This is a genomic window from Nonomuraea sp. NPDC054003 (genome assembly GCF_055585125.1).
Genome location: NZ_JBVJKR010000015.1, coordinates 154,129 through 169,049, shown reverse-complemented (window position 1 = coordinate 169,049; position 14,921 = coordinate 154,129). Strand labels below are relative to the sequence as shown.

Below are 14,921 nucleotides of genomic sequence, written 5' to 3'. Positions count from 1 at the left end.
CGGGTGTGCCGATCGTCGTCGACGCCGCCCGTGCCCCGTTCGTCACCGTTGTTCCTCCTCGGCTCGTCGGTGCGCGTCGCTGCCCTCTCGGTAGAAGAGGTAGCCCCCGTGGTGCAGTACGTCTCCGTCGAACGTCCCGTCCGCGCTGAATCCGGTGTCGTCGGCGTACTCGATCCGGGTCCCGGAGACCACATAGGAACCCGTGTAGGCGCTCTCCCGCTCTCCGCGGGCCTCGTCGTAGCGGCCGTTCGCGAGCAGCTCCTGGCGGATGTGCCCGTCGGCCGTCACCCACATTCCGACGTACGGGTGCGGTGACGCCTCTCCGTTCTCGTCCGGGCGTGTCCGTGCTGTCGCCGTGGCGGGTGACGGCGTCTCCTGCCGGCCGTGCTGCGCCGCGTTGTCAGGGCCTGCGAGTCCTTCGCTGTCCGGCCCCGCGGAGCACGCGGCGAGACCTCCGGCGAGGAACACAGCGACGCCCATGCCGCCGACCATGGTTTCGAGGCGGGTCTTCACGAGGTCCTCCCTCGCATATCGTCCCGGTCTCCGGAGCGAGTCACCGTCAGCGAGCCGAGCAGGCGCAGCGCGTTCGCGGTCCGGGTGCCCTCCTGAGCGTGGTAGACGATCAACTGCTGCCCTGGAGCGGAGCGTACGTCGAAGGCCTGTAGCTGCAGGGTCAGCTCGCCGACATCGGGATGAAGCAGGACCTTCGCGGCGTCACTCTTGCCGCGCGCGTCCCGCCGCCGCCAGAGGTCGGCGAACTCGCGGCTGTTCTCCATGGCAGTCCGCAGCACCTCCTGGATCCTCGGGTCGTGCGGCCAGGCGCCTTCGAGGAAACGGAATCCCGCGACCACATTGGCCGCGGCCTTCTCCCAGTCGATGTAGAACGAGCGAACCGACGGGTCGAGGAAAATCGTGAGCAGCAGGTTCGTGCCGGGTTGGAGGTGGTCGAAGACCGCGCGCCCCAACGTGTTCGCGGCCAGGACGTCGTAGGCCCGTCCCAGGAGCAGGGCCGGCGTGCGGTCCCACAGCTCGGCCAATGCCAGCAACTGGGGGGCCGCCTGCTCGATGCTGCCCTGCCGGCGTGGGGGCGGGATCACGCCCCCGATTCGGTACAGGTGCAGCCGGCCGTCGTCGTCCAGCAGCAGCGCGTCACTCAGCGCGTCCAGGACCTGCGGCGATGGCCGCCGCTCACGCCCCTGCTCCAGCCGCAGGTAGTAGTCCACGCTGATGCGGGCCAGCATCGCGACCTCTTCGCGGCGCAGGCCGGGGACGCGCCGCCGCCCGTCCTCGGGCAGACCGACATCGGGCGGCGCCACCTGCGCGCGCCGGGCCTGTAGGTAGTCACCCAGTCTTGAGGTTGTCATGCCGACCAGGCTATGTTTCCCCGCGGCCGGGAGCCTGGTCCCAGTGCACCCAGGACGAACACGGCCTTCTCCCCTGACCAGGCCCTGTCAACAATCAAACGCATGACCGAAATCTTCACTTCCGCTGACCTTGACGCCGTCCTCACGGGCGCCGCTCGTCCACTGCTGCTGACCGATGCCACCGTGCACACCCTCAACCCGGTCATCGGGACCATGGAGCACGCCGACGTGCTGATCGGCGCGGGACTCGTCGTCGGCGTCGGCCCGGGCATCATCACCGCCGCCGAAGACGACAACGCCGTGGTGATCCGTGCCACGGGTACCACGATCATCCCCGCCGTCCTGGACATCAGCGCCATGCTCGCGTACGCCCCGCACACAGAGGGTCCGGGCACAGAGGGTCCGGGCACAGCGGATTCGGGCACGCTCACCCCGGGTGTCCCGGCGCACCTCGCCGTCCTGGACGACGCCGACGCGCCGGACCTGCCCACGGCGCTGCGTACCTCGCTGACCGATCCGGGGCGGCTGCGCGCGGTCCTGCGTGACGGCGTGCCGATCGCATGGGGTGGGACCGTGCTCGCCCCGGCGTCGCGGCACCCCGCGACGACGGACGCCGACGGAGGCGTCGCGGGCCGCGTCGACCCGGACCGGGTCGGCGTCTGGATCGACACCGAGGACTTCCTGCACCAGGAGCTGACCGCCGACGGCCGCTACGACGAGACCCGCGGCGGACGCGCGCACGCGTACCAAGGCCGCTACTGGATCGACGGCGAGCGCATCGACTATCTCGATGACCTCGGATTCTGGGCCTTCGGCCAATTCGACGGGGACACCCTGCACCACGCCGGCTACACGATGCGCCGTAAGGACGTCCGATGACAGAGAACCTCCGGCCCACCCTCGAAACGCTCACCACCGCCGAGCGTGATCCGGACCGTCTGGTCCTGCTCACCGGCGGTACCGTGGTGACCGTGGACCCCGCACTGGGGACGCTCGAAGACGCCGACGTGCTCCTGCGCGGCGATCGGATCGCGGAGGTCGGCCGCGGCCTGACGGCGGCGAACGCGATCGTCATCGACGTGTCGGGTTCCATCGTCGCACCCGGGTTCGTCGACACGCACCGGCACTCCTGGCAGGCCCAGATGCGGCGCACCATCCCCGACGTCAACGACCTCGCGGGCTATCTCCAGTCCACGCTCATGCAGGTCGCGCCGCTGTACCAGCCGCACGACATGTACGTCGGAACCCGCCTGGCGGCGCTCACGGCACTGGACTGCGGGATCACCACGATGCTCGACTTCTCCCACAACTCCCGAACCGGCGCGCACTCCGACGCCGCGATCACCGCGTTGCTCGAATCCGGCATCCGCGGCGTACACGCGTCGATGAGCCCGCATTTCGGCGACTGGGACCAGCAGTGGCCGCACGACCTGGCACGACTTCGGACGACCTACTTCTCCACCGACGACCAGCTGGTCACGCTGAGACTCGCCGCTCTCGCCACCCCTGACATCGCCGGGGCACGCCTCGCCTACGGCCACGACCTGGCCCGGGTCGCGGCTGACCTCGGCATCGGAGTGAGCCTCGACGTCATGTTCGGGGCGGCGGCGTCCGAGGCGATCGTGCGGTGGGAGCGAGAAGGACTGCTCGGACCGCACATCGAGTCGATCCACTCGACGGCCCTGTCCGGCGACGCGTGGTCCGCGATGCGCGACACGGGCGTCACCGTGTCGCTCGCGCCGACCTCCGACATGCAGATCGGCCTCGAAGACGCCGTCCCACCGGTCGACGAGGCGCTCGAACACGGCATCCGGCCCGGTCTGTCGGTGGATGTCGAGGTCGCGCTCGCGTCGGACATGTTCACGCAGATGCGCACCCTGCTCGCCGTCCAACGCATGCGCGCCGTCCACGCCGCCTACGGCACCGACAACGAGCCCGTACGCATCACGACACGCGACGTCCTGGACTTCGCGACGCTGTCCGGCGCCCGAACGCTCCGGCTCGACGACACCACCGGGTCCATCACACCCGGCAAGCAGGCGGATCTCATCGTCGTCGACGCGGAGGACCTCAACACCATGCCGCTGCACGACCCGGTCGGGACTCTCGTGCTCGGTGCCGACCGTGGCAACATCACCTCGGTCTGGGTCGCCGGTCGCGTCCGCAAGTGGGCCGGGCGCCTCGTCGGCGTCGACGTGGACGACCTGCGCACCCAGGTGCACGACTCGGTCGACGCCATCACCGGTCGGCGGGCCGCTTGATGCAAGCTCGGTGATGCTCTGGCGTAGAGCACGCGCTTCTTCCTGGCGTCCCGGAGCTCTCACTCCGGGACGTCTTTGTGGCCGACCAATCCGATTCTCACTTGATGGTTGTGCTCGGCGTGTCCAATAACCGTGCCTTCGACCACAGCACCGATTTCAGGAAGCTCGTAGTCGGCAGGCATCCCGATGATCTCCGCGAGTCCGATCGCGTCAGGAACACCGGTGAGGCGCAGGAACACGCCGAAAGGCTGCCGGCCGATGACCATTCCTGTCACTCGCGTCCCGACCGGCGAAGCTTGACGTGTCGTGCTCCAGGCAAGGCGCACCCGCTCAACGAATCCGGGTCCTTCGTCGGGCCACCTGTATTCAGACACGTTCGGATCCTAGAAACCTGTAAGTACGGAACCGTACGACGACGTTGCCGTCAGGGCACACAAAAACGCCCCGGAGCGATGATTGCTACGGGGCATTCTTGCTGGTCAGATTGATGTGGTCAGGGGCGGGGTCGAACCGCCGACCTTCCGCTTTTCAGGTGTAGCAATCACCGTGGTCTCCAGCCCTTACCAGGAGCTAGTCAGTCGTTCGCAGTGCTCGGCGTGTGAGGTTGGTGGCCGACGTTGCCGTCACAGATACCGCCATGCCCAGTGCCGAGGCCGGCTTCACCCATGTCTTCGGCCGGCGGGCAAGAGCCGCCCTGGGAGCTACCCAGCGTGATCAACGATCACCGGGAAAGGCTCAGTGGCCACGCCTCCGGTATCTCCCCCAAACCGTATTAGCGCGCGCCTCGGGATCTACTGCCGTGCTGCGTGTCGCCCAGGGTCAACGGTAGCGGTCCAGCTCCCACGGATCGTGAGCACTGATGAGCGAAACCTCATCGCCGTGGTCGCGGACGAGTTCGCGCAGCCGGGCCTGAGTGCCGAGCCGGAGGTCATGGTGGACTTCCGAGCTGGTCTGCACGAGGTCGAGAAGGGGGTGCGGATGCGGATCTTTGTCGAGTTCCCGGTGGTAGTAGTAGGCGTCACCACAGTGCAGGAGCCAGCGATCGCCTTCACGCACGGCGACTCCGGTATGGCCGGCGGTATGACCCCCGAGTGGGACCAGCCGGATCTCCGGCGGCAGGCCCTTCGGCCGGACGGAGGTGAACCCGAACCATTCCTCGCCCGGCTCGGGGGTGTAGGGAACCCACTTCGGGCCGTGCGCCCAGTGGGCCGGACGGTAGCGGAAGCTGGGCGCCTCGGTGGTCGCTGCTTCGAGTTCGGCGGCAAGGACATGGACCTGGGCATCTGGGAAGTCGGGTAGGCCACCGCAATGGTCTACGTCGAGGTGGGTCACGATGAGGTGGCGTACATCGCCGGGTGAATATCCCAGCCGGGCGACTTGGCGAATGGCGGTCTCCTCCTCGGCCAGTACGGGCTGAGCCATCTCGACCCAGTCGGAGCCGAGGGTGTCGCCTGGGTTGCGGACGTCGTCGAGACCGAGGCCGGTCTCGATGAGGACCAGGCCATCAGAGTCGGTCTCGATCAGCAGACAGTGATTGACGGCGTGCGCGGGAGCCGGGCCGTCGTAGGTGGCCTCGATCTGCCGTACGGACCCGCAGTTGAGGTGATGGATGTTCATGGCGGTTAGGCTGTCACTTGAAGCGCGGTTCAAGTCAAGGAGGCGTGGTGGCCAAGTCGCTGCTGGACATCGCCGAAGTGGCCGAGCGTTCCGGGCTGGCTCCCTCGGCGCTGCGGTTCTATGAGAACAGAGGCCTCATCGCCTCGGCGGGTCGCAATGGCCTGCGCCGCACCTATCGGCCCGACGTTCTCGACCGCCTCGCACTCATCGTCTGCGCCCGCGGCGCCGGGTTCACGATCGCCGAGATCGCCAGGTTCCTGCTGGCCACACCCGACGACACCAAGCTGCGTGCACACATGGCGGAGAAGGCGCGGGCACTGGAGGAAGACATCGCCCGGCTCACTCGGATGCGCGACGGTCTCCACCATGCCTCGAGGTGCATGCACGAACCGCTCGTAGAGTGCCCTGACTTCAAGCGCACATTCGAAAGCTCTGCGACTCTAACGCCATCCCGCGGCGATAGCAGCTCGGGAAATCTCTAGCGCATCTGATCGCTGAGCTGGGAAGTCACCGAGCCTTTCCCATTGATCGTTGATCACGCTGGGTAGCTCCCAGGGCGGCCCTTGCCTGCCGGCCGAAGACATGGGTGAAGTGCGCCCCGAGGCCGGGCTGACGCACCGCGAGAAGCCGGTGTGCTGCGCCCTCAAGGGCGGTCAGTGCTGCGACTCCCGCTTGTCCACGCGCATGGTCCAGTCCATCCACGCGGTCCTTCGGAACGCCCTGGAGTGCGCCGTACGAGAGGAGATCATCGCTCGGAACGTCGCCAAGCTCGTCAAGGTGCCGGTGCCCAAGTACAAGGTCAGCCGCGGCCTCACCGTCCCGCAGGCTCGTGCCGTCCTCAAGGCCGCTCGGGACCACCGGCTCTACGCGCTGTACGTCCTGGCGCTCTGCGTCGGCCTGCGCCGCGGGGAACTCCTCGGGCTCCGCTGGGTGGACGTCGACCTTGAGGCCGGCAAGCTGGAAGTGGTCCAGAGCCTCCAGCGGGTCGCGAGCCGCCTCCAGTTCGTTCGCCCCAAGACCTCCGACTCGGAGCGGACTGTCCCGCTGCCGCCCATCTGCGTGGAGGCCCTGCGGGAGCACCGAAGGAAGCAGTTCGCCGAACGCTCGGACCGCTGGGAGGAGTGGACGGAACACGGCCTCGTCTTCCCCTCACGCTGCGGTACCCCGATGGAGCCGGACAACCTACGGCGAAGCTGGGGAGCCATCCGCAAGGCCGCGGGCCTCGGCGAGATGAGGTTTCACGACCTCCGCCACACTTGCGTGACGCTTCTCCTCAACCTCGGCGTCCCCAGATCGTCCGCGACATCGTCAGCCACAGCGACATCGAGGTAACCATGAGCATCTACGCCCATGCGTCCCCTGACGACAAACGCCACCATCGGCAGAAGCTGGGGGAAATTCAGGGCAGGTCGCACCCGGCCACGGGCCTCAGATGACGGCTTCGTTCTCGTGAGTGATCCATTCGCCCTGCTTGACGACCACGGGCGGGGACGGCTGTGCGGGCCAAATCTGTACGTAGTGGTGGTTGCCATCGAAATCCGGCCGCTCCCAGAGCATGCTCCGGACGTGATAGCGCAGCCGGTGAAGGCCCGGACCAGCGGGTAGCGGGGGAAGGCGGCGCATCGCCTCGTCGTCCCAGTCCATGCACCATCCGATCAGGAGGACCTTGCCAGTCGATGACATGAAGTCGATCTCCACGATCTCCTCGTACCCGTCGAGGTCGGCGCCCGGGTCGTGGTCGGCGATGGTCACCGTGAAAGGAATGCCGTCGCCGTGCTGATACATGATCGACAGATCGACCATGGCCTTCCGTACCGTGACGAGCGCGACGGACCGCTCCACGTCGCCCACATCGTCTCCGTCCCAGTCCTCGTCCATCAGGCCGACAGTGCCACAGTCCTCGACGTCTACTTCCACCCGAACGGTCTCCGCGTAGGGACTCATAGCGGCGAGCGTAAAGCCCGCCACCGACGAACCGGCCGGTCAGCGTCGATCTCAGACGTCACCTCTCGAACGCCTTTACCCCGGACGCTCCGCATGGAGCATGGGTTGGACGCGCTGAGTGACGAAGGCTTCGAGTCGGTTGAAAGGTTGATCGAACGGCTCGCGAACGTACCGCCGCACGTCCTCTGCCAGCTGACGTTGCTGTCACCAGAGATCAAAAAGCCCCGAACGACGATCCGTCCGGGGCATTCTTGCTGGTCGTGTGATGTGGTCAGGGGCGGGGTCGAACCGCCGACCTTCCGCTTTTCAGGCGGACGCTCGTACCAACTGAGCTACCTGACCTAGAGCGGTCCTGACGGGACTTGAACCCGCGACCTCCACCTTGACAGGGTGGCGAGCACTCCAAACTGCTCTACAGGACCTTGCTTCGTTCGTTTTGCGCTCGCTTAGCTTACCAGCTCCCCGGTGGCCTCAGACCATCCGTTTCGCGGTGCGCTTCGCGCTCGCAGTGCCCCCAACGGGATTCGAACCCGTGCCGCCGCCTTGAAAGGGCGGTGTCCTAGGCCGCTAGACGATGGGGGCTCAGGATTCCCTGTCGCCTTCCGTCGGAGACCTCTGAAGCATAGGGGACGATCGCCCCTCATGCCAAAGCGGCATTCCGTTGGCCGGCGTGGTCGGGCCGTTGACCGTTCCCGATGGCGACGGGGCGCTCGTTGGCTCTGGGGAGATTGTACGTGCCGGGTCGGGTTCCACGTGACGTTGGACGTACACCGATTGCTCGCCGAGGCCGCCGAGGGTGATGTCGTCCCAGGCCTGCAGGCGTTTCGTCTCCTTGTCGAAGTACAGAACGGAGGCCTGGACGGGGGTGGGTTCCTCGTGTTCGAGTGCGCGCAGGCCGGCGCCGCCCGTGGAGCCCTGGACGATGACGCGGGTGCCGGTGGGCAGCATGGTGGTCTTGCGGACGTGGGCGTGGCCGGACAGGACGAGCGGGGTGGTGCCGGAGAAGCCGCGGGCGACGATGTCGTCGTGCACGGCCACGAGGTCGGCGTCCTCGACGGCGGCCCGGTGGTCGCGGCCGAACTGTTCCATCGAGGCGGGGTCCGGGTTGACCGCGGTGGTCTTGTCGGGGGTGAAGCGGGGGTCGCCGAGGCCGTAGATGTCCAGGCCCTCCACGTTGCGCATCTTGTCGTCGAGGACGATGGCGTTCTTCTGTTTCGCGACCGCGCGCTGGGTGGCCTTGGAGTCGTGGTTGCCGCGGACGAACACGTAGGGGACGCCCAGGGTGCCGATCTCCTCGACGAACTTGTTCTCCGCCTGCGTGCCGTGGTCGGAGATGTCGCCGGTGTCGATGATCAGGTCGACGGAGAACTGGTCCTTCAGGGAGCGGATCACGTTCCAGGCGATCGGGTTGATGTGGATGTCGGAGACGTGCAGGACCCGGATGGACCGGTCGTCGGCGTCGTACAGAGGAAGGGTCGAGACGGCTTCGTACAGCTTTGAGACATTCGTCACAAGCTTGGTGAGCTGCGCGCGGTACGACTCGAATCTGGTCACGATGGCCTCCGCGCTGCCCACCAGGGAGGGCGCGGCGGCGATCAGGCCGGAGTAGCGGGGCTCGACGAGCGAGCTCGGCTGGAACGTACGGACCGCGAACATCCCCGTGCCGGCCAGCGCCACCGACGCCGCGATCAGGCCCGCCAGGGCCACCAGCGGGCGCCTGAACACCATCAGGACGGCGAGCAGCGCGCCGGCGCCCGCGCACAGCAGTGAGCGGATCGCGAGCTCGCCCACGCCGTCCATCAGGTCGCGTTCGATGATGCCGGGCAGCCGGTCGGTCAGCCTGGGGTCCTCCAGGAGGAGGCGGGCGCGCTCCTGGTCGATGTTCTCCAGGGTGATGCGGAGCGTCAGGGGCGCGTCGTGGCTGCGGAACGTGAGCGTGCCCAGCGGGCTGGCGTCCACGATCGTCTCGCCGGTCCACGACGGCCGGACGGTCATGCCGGTCTCGACCGGGCCGATCTGCGCTCGTACGGTGCCGCTCAGGAAAATGCCCAGCCAGGCACCGGCCGCGGCCACCAGGAGCACCGCCGCAGCCTTGGTCACTCTCGACTGGATGACCTTTTTGAGCACGTCCGAGAAGTTCATACGCTTTCTTGGATACCCGAGCCGAGAGGCAGAATGACAATTGTGATCGAGGTTTCGCCGGAGAAGTTCGATGAGCTCGTGTCCGAGGCGCTGGACACGATCCCGCCCGACCTGACCCGGGTCATGAGCAACGTCGTAGTGACCGTCGTCGACGATCCACCGGAACCCCACCTGCTAGGCCTGTACACCGGCATTCCTCTCACCGAGCGCGGCGACTGGTACTCAGCCGTTTTGCCCGACCGGATCGAGATCTACCGCAATCCGATCTGTCAGATCTGTGACACCGAAGAGCAAGTGATCGAGGAAGTACGGATCACGGTGGTTCACGAGATCGGCCACCACTTCGGCATCGACGACGCCCGCCTGCACGAGCTGGGCTGGTAACTCTTTGCACAGGACGTGCTGCTTTGGGTTGCACGTTGCCGATTGATCGGGCACCTTAGGTGACATATTCAACACTGTGAGTCAGGCACAGCGGAGTCCAGTGGGGGCCATGCGGGCGCGACGGCTGACGGGGCGGCACAGGCGATCCACTGAGCGCCAGGCCACCTATGGCGAGGTCATCGCCGTCAAAGAGTTCAGAGCGCTCTGGTACGCACAGGGCCTGTCGCTGCTCGGTGACCAGCTCGCTCAGGTGGCGCTGGCCGTGCTCGTCTATGACCGCACCAAGTCGGCGCTGGCCACCGCCGCCGTCTACGCGCTCACCTATCTGCCGTCGATCCTGGGCGGGCCGCTGCTGGCCGGACTGGCCGACCGGTTCGCGCGCCGGGGCGTGATGCTGGTCTGCGACCTGCTGCGGGCCGGGCTGGTGTGCGTGATGGCGCTGCCCTTCATGCCCTTCCCTGTGCTGTGCGCGCTGGTGTTCCTCGTCGTGCTGCTCAGCGCGCCGTTCTCGGCCGCGCGCGCGGCCGTGCTGCCCGAGGTGCTCGCAGGCGACCGGTACGTGGTCGGCTCGGCACTGCAGAACATGACGAACCAGGCCGTGCAGATGCTCGGCTTCGCCGCGGGCGGCGCGATGATCGCCGCCATGGGCCCGTACCGCGCCCTGGCCCTGAACGCCGCCACCTTCCTGGCATCGGCGCTGATCCTGGTCACCGGCGTGCGGCGGCGGCCCGCTCCGGGCCGTCCCGGAGCCAGGCCGTCCATGTGGGCGATGACCAGAGCCGGAGCCAGACTCGTCTTCGGTGACCGCAAGCTGCGCACGCTCGTGCTCTTCGCCTGGCTGTGCGGCTTCTACGTGCTGCCCGAAGGCATCGCGGTGCCGTACGCGGTCGCGCTCTACACCGGCGTCATGCCCATCCCGGTGATCACCGGTCTGCTGATGGCGGCGATGCCGGCCGGCACCGTGGTGGGCGCGTTCCTGTTCAGCCGGTTCGTCTCGCCGCCGGGCAGGCTGCGGCTGATGGGGTGGCTGGCCATGCTGAGCTGCGCGCCGCTCGTCGTGACCGCGATGCGGCCGCCGTTGGAGGTGGTGCTGGCGGCATGGTTTCTATCCGGGGTCGGGGGCGCCTACCAGCTCGCGGCGAACGCGGCGTTCGTCCAGCGGGTGCCCGACGGCCAGCGCGGGCAGGCGTTCGGCCTGGTGCATTCCGGCCTGATGGCGGTGCAGGGGATCGCCATCCTGATCGGCGGTTACGCCGCCGAACGACTCGGGCCCGAGCCGGTGGTCGCCCTGTCGGGCATCACCGGCTTCACGGCCGCCGTCGTGCTGACCGTGATCTGGGCCGACGCGCGCGGCGCCAGGATGCGCGCGCAGGCCACTGCCTGATCACTGCCGCGGCTTGTGGTCGTCCTCGGTCCAGGGGCTGCCGGTGCTGCTGCTCTTCTGCTGCTGCTTGGCCAGCAGGTCCTGCACGATCGAGGTGTCCTTGCCCTCCTCGGGCAGGAGCAGCCAGCCGATCGCGTAGACGCCGATGCCGAGGCCGCCGAAGAGCGTGACGATCGCCAGGCCGATGCGGATGATGTTGGGGTCGATGCCGACGTACTCGCCGACGCCGGAGCAGACGCCGCCGAGGATCCGGCCCTTGTGGGTCCTGCGCAACTGCTTGCTGCTGTGATATTCGCTCATGACTCAAGACTGCCCTCAACCCTGGCATTCGCACATCAGGATTGCCCCTGGTAGAACCCTGGTAGCCCCCTATAACGAGGAGAGGAGCACGTCATGGACGATCTGCTGCGCCTGGACGACCGCCTCGACGGTGACCAGAGGTTGATCAGCGACACCGTCCGCTCCTTCGTCGCCGACCGCGTCCTGCCGCACGTCGGCGACTGGTTCGAGGAGGCCACGTTCCCGGCGCGCGAGCTCGCGCCCGAGCTCGGCTCGCTCGGCCTGCTCGGCATGCACCTGCAGGGCTACGGCTGCGCCGGCACGGACGCGACCTCGTACGGGGTGGCCTGCCGCGAGCTGGAGGCCGGCGACTCGGGGCTGCGGTCGTTCGTGTCGGTGCAGGGCTCGCTGGCCATGTTCCCCATCTGGCGGTACGGGTCGGACGAGCAGAAATCGGAATGGCTGCCGCGGATGTCCGCCGGTGAGGCGATCGGGTGCTTCGGCCTGACCGAGCCCGACCACGGCTCCGACCCCGCGAGCATGCGCACGTACGCCAAGCGCGACGGCTCCGACTGGGTGCTCAACGGCTCCAAGATGTGGATCACGAACGGATCCGTCGCGGACGTCGCGGTGGTGTGGGCGCAGACCGACGACGGCGTCCGCGGCTTCGTCGTCCCCACCGACACCCCGGGCTTCTCCGCCCCTGAGATCCACAAGAAGCTGTCCCTCAGGGCATCGGTCACGTCATCGCTCTACTTCGACGACGTGCGCCTGCCCGAGTCGGCCGTGCTGCCCGGGGTCCGAGGGCTGAAGGGGCCGTTGTCGTGCCTGTCCGAGGCGCGCTTTGGGATCCTGTGGGGGGCGGTGGGCGCCGCGCGAGCCTGCGTCGAGGCGGCCGTCGAGTACGCCCAGACCCGCGTCCAGTTCGGCAAGCCGATCGGCGCCTTCCAGCTGACCCAGGAGAAGCTGGCATGGATGTACGTGGGGCTCGCCCAGGCGGGGCTGACCGCGCTGCACCTGGGCGCCTTGAAGGACGCGGGTAAGCTTGAAGCCCGGCAGATCAGCTTCGGCAAGATGGCCAACGTGCGCTCCGCCCTGGACATCGCCCGGCAGGCCCGGTCCATTCTCGGCGGGAACGGGATCACGCTGGAGTACCCTGTGATCAGGCACATGAACAACCTGGAGAGTGTGCTCACGTACGAGGGGACCCAGGAGATCCACACCCTGGTGCTGGGCGAGGCGCTGACGGGGCTGGCGGCATACCGGTAAAGGGCGTCGCGGGGTCGGCGGTAACCTCGGTACGCTTGGCTGTTGCTAGGGGGCGTTAGCTCAATTGGCAGAGCTGCGGACTTTTAATCCGTAGGTTCCGGGTTCGAGCCCCGGGCGCCCTACCAGCTATTACGTCTCTCCTTGATCTTGTCGGGTGGAGTCGTACAACCAGTTTTACAGCCAAGAGGGCCGGATTCCCGTGGAGGGAGTCCGGCCCTTGATCGTGCTGGAGATCATCCGAGCTGTGGCCGAGTGTCTTCATGACCGTGCGAGGGGACGCCCCGCTTGCCAGAAGGTAGGACGCGCAGGCAGGTCGCAAGTCGTGCAGCCGCAGCCAGTCAAGCGATGGCGCGGGGCATCGCCGCACGCCCGCCACGCCGCAACCCAACAAACGCGTCGACCACCGCCCTGCCGCCGCATGACTCCAGAACACTCACTCCGAACTCAATCGTCAACAACAGTTGACACCCACGCGCTGGTCAATCTAAGTTGACGTCATGGGAAGGGATGAGAAACCCGGAAACAACGATGTACCGACGCCGGTACTGATCGACCTAGGCGATCATGCACTATGCGCCCAGGTCCGCGGGAAAGGCCCCACAGTGGTTCTCGAATGCGGTGGCTCAGGCCAGGGCGTGGGAACCTGGGGAGAGGAACTGGAACTCGCGTTGGCCGAGCGTGTCACTGTAGTGACCTACGATCGGGCCGGCGTCGGCCGCTCCGGCGGATCGCAGGCCCGTACCGTCACCGAGATGGCCGACGACCTGCGTAGGCTTCTTCGCGCCCTGCACCTTGAACTGCCGGCGGTATTCGTGGGCTGGTCCTACGGTGGGCTCGTGACCCAGCTTTATGCCGCCCGCCATCCCACTGATGTGGCGGGGCTGGTCTTCGTGGATCCGACCGCCAGCGGAACACCGCCGGGCTCGGCGCTCGTACGCGCCCTCTCCTTCCTCCTAGCCCCAAGGCTGCTCCGTCTGCGTGCGATGTTCGGCGGCACCGATGCGCGGTCGCTGCGCGAACTGGCCGACACCCTGGCCGGGATGCAGAATGCCATGAACGAGGCTGCACAGGCGCGTCAGGAGAGCGGGTTGCCGCCTGTGCCCATCCGTGTGATCACGGCAGGCAAGCGGCCGCGCATGCCCAAAGCGCATCTGGAGCATCTGAACGCCGACCATCGCGCTCTGGCCAGCCAGTCCCCACATGGGCAAGTGATGGTCGCCGAGCGGGCCAGTCATCAGATTCCGTTCGAGCAACCCGAGATCATTATTCAGGCGGTCGATGAGGTGTTGGGCTGCCGCCGACATCACAGGAAGGCCTGAACGGGTGAGCCGCTGGATTTTCCGACGCGGCCCACCGAGCGCCGGGCTGCCTCGTGGGCCAGCTCCGGAAGCACTGTCGTGTACGTGTTCTCGGTCAGAATCGTCGAGCCGTGGCGCAGCATCGTGGACACCATCTCGTGTCGGCGCCGGCCGCATGAGCGAGCGTCGCTGCGCAGCGCCGTAGGTCGTGCAAACGGATCGGCGGCAGGCCTCGCCCTCCTCCAACTCCCATCCGACTTGGGCGAGTCGCTTCGCCACGACCAGCGTGCGCTCGTTCGTGTCGAGGTCCTCCCACCGGACGCCACAACCCTCGCCACGGCGCGGGCCACGGAAAGCAATGAGGGGGAAGAAGGAGTACAGCCGATGCTGGGCCGCGACGTCGAGGAATGCGCCGAGCTGGACCGGTGTCCAGACCATCACGGGTGACGGCGGCAGTTCGAGAGCCTCCCGGACCCGTACGGCGCTGATCTTCTTGCCGCCCTTCTCCGCCTTCACGGCCGCCAGGCGCTCGGCGAACTCGGCGACGAATGTCTCCCCCCGTTGCTTGGTCCACACCAGAGCCTGGGGCCGCTTGGCCTTGTCCAGCTTGATGGCACCGGCATTGTTGATGCTGCTGATCTCTTGCCGGACCGCTGGGAGTCCCCCACGCGCCGCTCACCCATTCGTTACAGCGACATGCTGCCCAAGATCATCGGAGTGCTGTTTTTGTGACCATTCCAGGAGCCAGGCCATGAGCCACCCTTCCACACCCGCCATCACCGGGGAAGCAGAGTCTCGCCCCGGAAGCCGGCACCCGACACTTTGATCAACTCGACCCCAAGAGGGCTCGGTCGCGATCGTGAGAGATCAGGGCCGAAACGCGCCTGCTGGGATTACCTCAATGAATGGCAGCTCAGAACACGAAACCGTTCACCGAATCGAACGTCCTTCAGGACCGGTCTCCCTCTTGCACCCTGAT

At 67.2% G+C, this 14,921-nt stretch carries 16 protein-coding genes and 4 tRNA genes; 9 read left to right on the top strand and 11 right to left on the bottom strand.

Features of this window, described 5'->3' with window-relative positions:
* Positions 1-42: 42 nt before the first annotated feature.
* Together ACZ6YG_RS34255 and ACZ6YG_RS34250 are read right to left on the bottom strand one after the other, a co-directional pair.
* Positions 43-513, bottom strand: coding sequence for an Atu4866 domain-containing protein (locus tag ACZ6YG_RS34255; RefSeq protein WP_271277404.1), 471 nt, complete (start codon positions 511-513; stop codon positions 43-45).
* Positions 510-1,364: a helix-turn-helix transcriptional regulator gene (locus tag ACZ6YG_RS34250; RefSeq protein ID WP_219543009.1), complete on the bottom strand. Its 855-nt coding sequence runs from the start codon at positions 1,362-1,364 to the stop codon at positions 510-512. The genes ACZ6YG_RS34255 and ACZ6YG_RS34250 overlap by 4 nt, the downstream gene beginning before the upstream one ends.
* Positions 1,365-1,466: 102 nt before the next feature.
* Here ACZ6YG_RS34250 and ACZ6YG_RS34245 point away from each other — a divergent pair, with 102 nt between their 5' ends.
* Both ACZ6YG_RS34245 and ACZ6YG_RS34240 read left to right on the top strand, forming a co-directional pair.
* Entirely contained in the window at positions 1,467-2,243 is a 777-nt protein-coding gene (locus ACZ6YG_RS34245; RefSeq protein ID WP_466020293.1) for an Atu4866 domain-containing protein, read from the top strand.
* A complete protein-coding gene (locus tag ACZ6YG_RS34240; RefSeq protein ID WP_466020292.1) occupies positions 2,240-3,625 on the top strand; it encodes an amidohydrolase family protein in 1,386 nt (461 codons plus the stop codon). Before ACZ6YG_RS34245 ends, ACZ6YG_RS34240 begins: the two co-directional genes overlap by 4 nt.
* Before the next feature lie 59 nt (positions 3,626-3,684).
* Here the strand turns inward: ACZ6YG_RS34240 and ACZ6YG_RS34235 are convergent, their stop codons facing one another.
* Together ACZ6YG_RS34235 and ACZ6YG_RS34230 are read right to left on the bottom strand one after the other, a co-directional pair.
* Positions 3,685-3,999, bottom strand: a complete 315-nt coding sequence (locus ACZ6YG_RS34235; protein WP_466020291.1) for a hypothetical protein — start codon at positions 3,997-3,999, stop codon at positions 3,685-3,687.
* Between the two features lie 445 nt (positions 4,000-4,444).
* Positions 4,445-5,242, bottom strand: a complete 798-nt coding sequence (locus tag ACZ6YG_RS34230) for an MBL fold metallo-hydrolase (RefSeq protein ID WP_466020290.1) — start codon at positions 5,240-5,242, stop codon at positions 4,445-4,447.
* A gap of 47 nt (positions 5,243-5,289) precedes the next feature.
* On the opposite strand from ACZ6YG_RS34230, the gene ACZ6YG_RS34225 reads away from it, so the two are divergent.
* Both ACZ6YG_RS34225 and ACZ6YG_RS34220 read left to right on the top strand, forming a co-directional pair.
* Positions 5,290-5,724 carry a MerR family transcriptional regulator gene (locus ACZ6YG_RS34225; protein ID WP_466020289.1) on the top strand — a complete coding sequence of 145 codons (435 nt, stop codon included), beginning with the start codon at positions 5,290-5,292 and terminating at the stop codon, positions 5,722-5,724.
* A gap of 100 nt (positions 5,725-5,824) precedes the next feature.
* Entirely contained in the window at positions 5,825-6,574 is a 750-nt protein-coding gene (locus ACZ6YG_RS34220) for a tyrosine-type recombinase/integrase (RefSeq protein WP_466020288.1), read from the top strand.
* 96 nt (positions 6,575-6,670) lie between these two features.
* Here ACZ6YG_RS34220 and ACZ6YG_RS34215 read toward each other — a convergent pair whose 3' ends face one another.
* From ACZ6YG_RS34215 to ACZ6YG_RS34195, 5 genes are all read right to left on the bottom strand, one after another.
* Positions 6,671-7,186 carry a hypothetical protein gene (locus tag ACZ6YG_RS34215; protein ID WP_466020287.1) on the bottom strand — a complete coding sequence of 172 codons (516 nt, stop codon included), beginning with the start codon at positions 7,184-7,186 and terminating at the stop codon, positions 6,671-6,673.
* Between the two features lie 268 nt (positions 7,187-7,454).
* Positions 7,455-7,528: transfer RNA gene (locus ACZ6YG_RS34210), tRNA-Phe, on the bottom strand.
* 5 nt (positions 7,529-7,533) lie between these two features.
* Positions 7,534-7,608, bottom strand: a tRNA-Asp gene (locus ACZ6YG_RS34205).
* Between the two features lie 87 nt (positions 7,609-7,695).
* A tRNA-Glu gene (locus ACZ6YG_RS34200) sits at positions 7,696-7,768 on the bottom strand.
* Positions 7,769-9,328: a metallophosphoesterase family protein gene (locus tag ACZ6YG_RS34195; protein WP_148035281.1), complete on the bottom strand. Its 1,560-nt coding sequence runs from the start codon at positions 9,326-9,328 to the stop codon at positions 7,769-7,771.
* 33 nt (positions 9,329-9,361) lie between these two features.
* Here ACZ6YG_RS34195 and ACZ6YG_RS34190 point away from each other — a divergent pair, with 33 nt between their 5' ends.
* Both ACZ6YG_RS34190 and ACZ6YG_RS34185 read left to right on the top strand, forming a co-directional pair.
* Positions 9,362-9,712 (top strand): metallopeptidase family protein, encoded by a 351-nt coding sequence (locus ACZ6YG_RS34190; protein ID WP_378525304.1) that lies wholly within the window; start codon positions 9,362-9,364, stop codon positions 9,710-9,712.
* A gap of 109 nt (positions 9,713-9,821) precedes the next feature.
* A complete protein-coding gene (locus tag ACZ6YG_RS34185; RefSeq protein WP_466020286.1) occupies positions 9,822-11,096 on the top strand; it encodes an MFS transporter in 1,275 nt (424 codons plus the stop codon).
* Here ACZ6YG_RS34185 and ACZ6YG_RS34180 read toward each other — a convergent pair whose 3' ends face one another.
* On the bottom strand, positions 11,097-11,396 hold the full coding sequence (locus ACZ6YG_RS34180) for a PspC domain-containing protein (protein ID WP_148035278.1): 300 nt from the start codon (positions 11,394-11,396) through the stop codon (positions 11,097-11,099). It lies immediately after the preceding gene.
* A gap of 93 nt (positions 11,397-11,489) precedes the next feature.
* Here ACZ6YG_RS34180 and ACZ6YG_RS34175 point away from each other — a divergent pair, with 93 nt between their 5' ends.
* The 3 genes from ACZ6YG_RS34175 to ACZ6YG_RS34165 all read left to right on the top strand — a co-directional run bounded on the left by ACZ6YG_RS34175 (position 11,490) and on the right by ACZ6YG_RS34165 (position 13,963).
* Positions 11,490-12,644 (top strand): acyl-CoA dehydrogenase family protein, encoded by a 1,155-nt coding sequence (locus ACZ6YG_RS34175; RefSeq protein ID WP_466020285.1) that lies wholly within the window; start codon positions 11,490-11,492, stop codon positions 12,642-12,644.
* Positions 12,645-12,693: 49 nt separating this feature from the next.
* Positions 12,694-12,769: transfer RNA gene (locus ACZ6YG_RS34170), tRNA-Lys, on the top strand.
* A 372-nt stretch (positions 12,770-13,141) separates the two neighbouring features.
* Positions 13,142-13,963, top strand: a complete 822-nt coding sequence (locus tag ACZ6YG_RS34165; RefSeq protein WP_148035276.1) for an alpha/beta fold hydrolase — start codon at positions 13,142-13,144, stop codon at positions 13,961-13,963.
* Here ACZ6YG_RS34165 and ACZ6YG_RS34160 read toward each other — a convergent pair.
* Complete coding sequence (locus tag ACZ6YG_RS34160; protein WP_222709223.1) at positions 13,948-14,085, bottom strand: hypothetical protein; 138 nt, start codon at positions 14,083-14,085, stop codon at positions 13,948-13,950. The two genes, ACZ6YG_RS34165 and ACZ6YG_RS34160, sit on opposite strands and share 16 nt — an antisense overlap.
* Between the last annotated feature and the right edge of the window lie 836 nt (positions 14,086-14,921).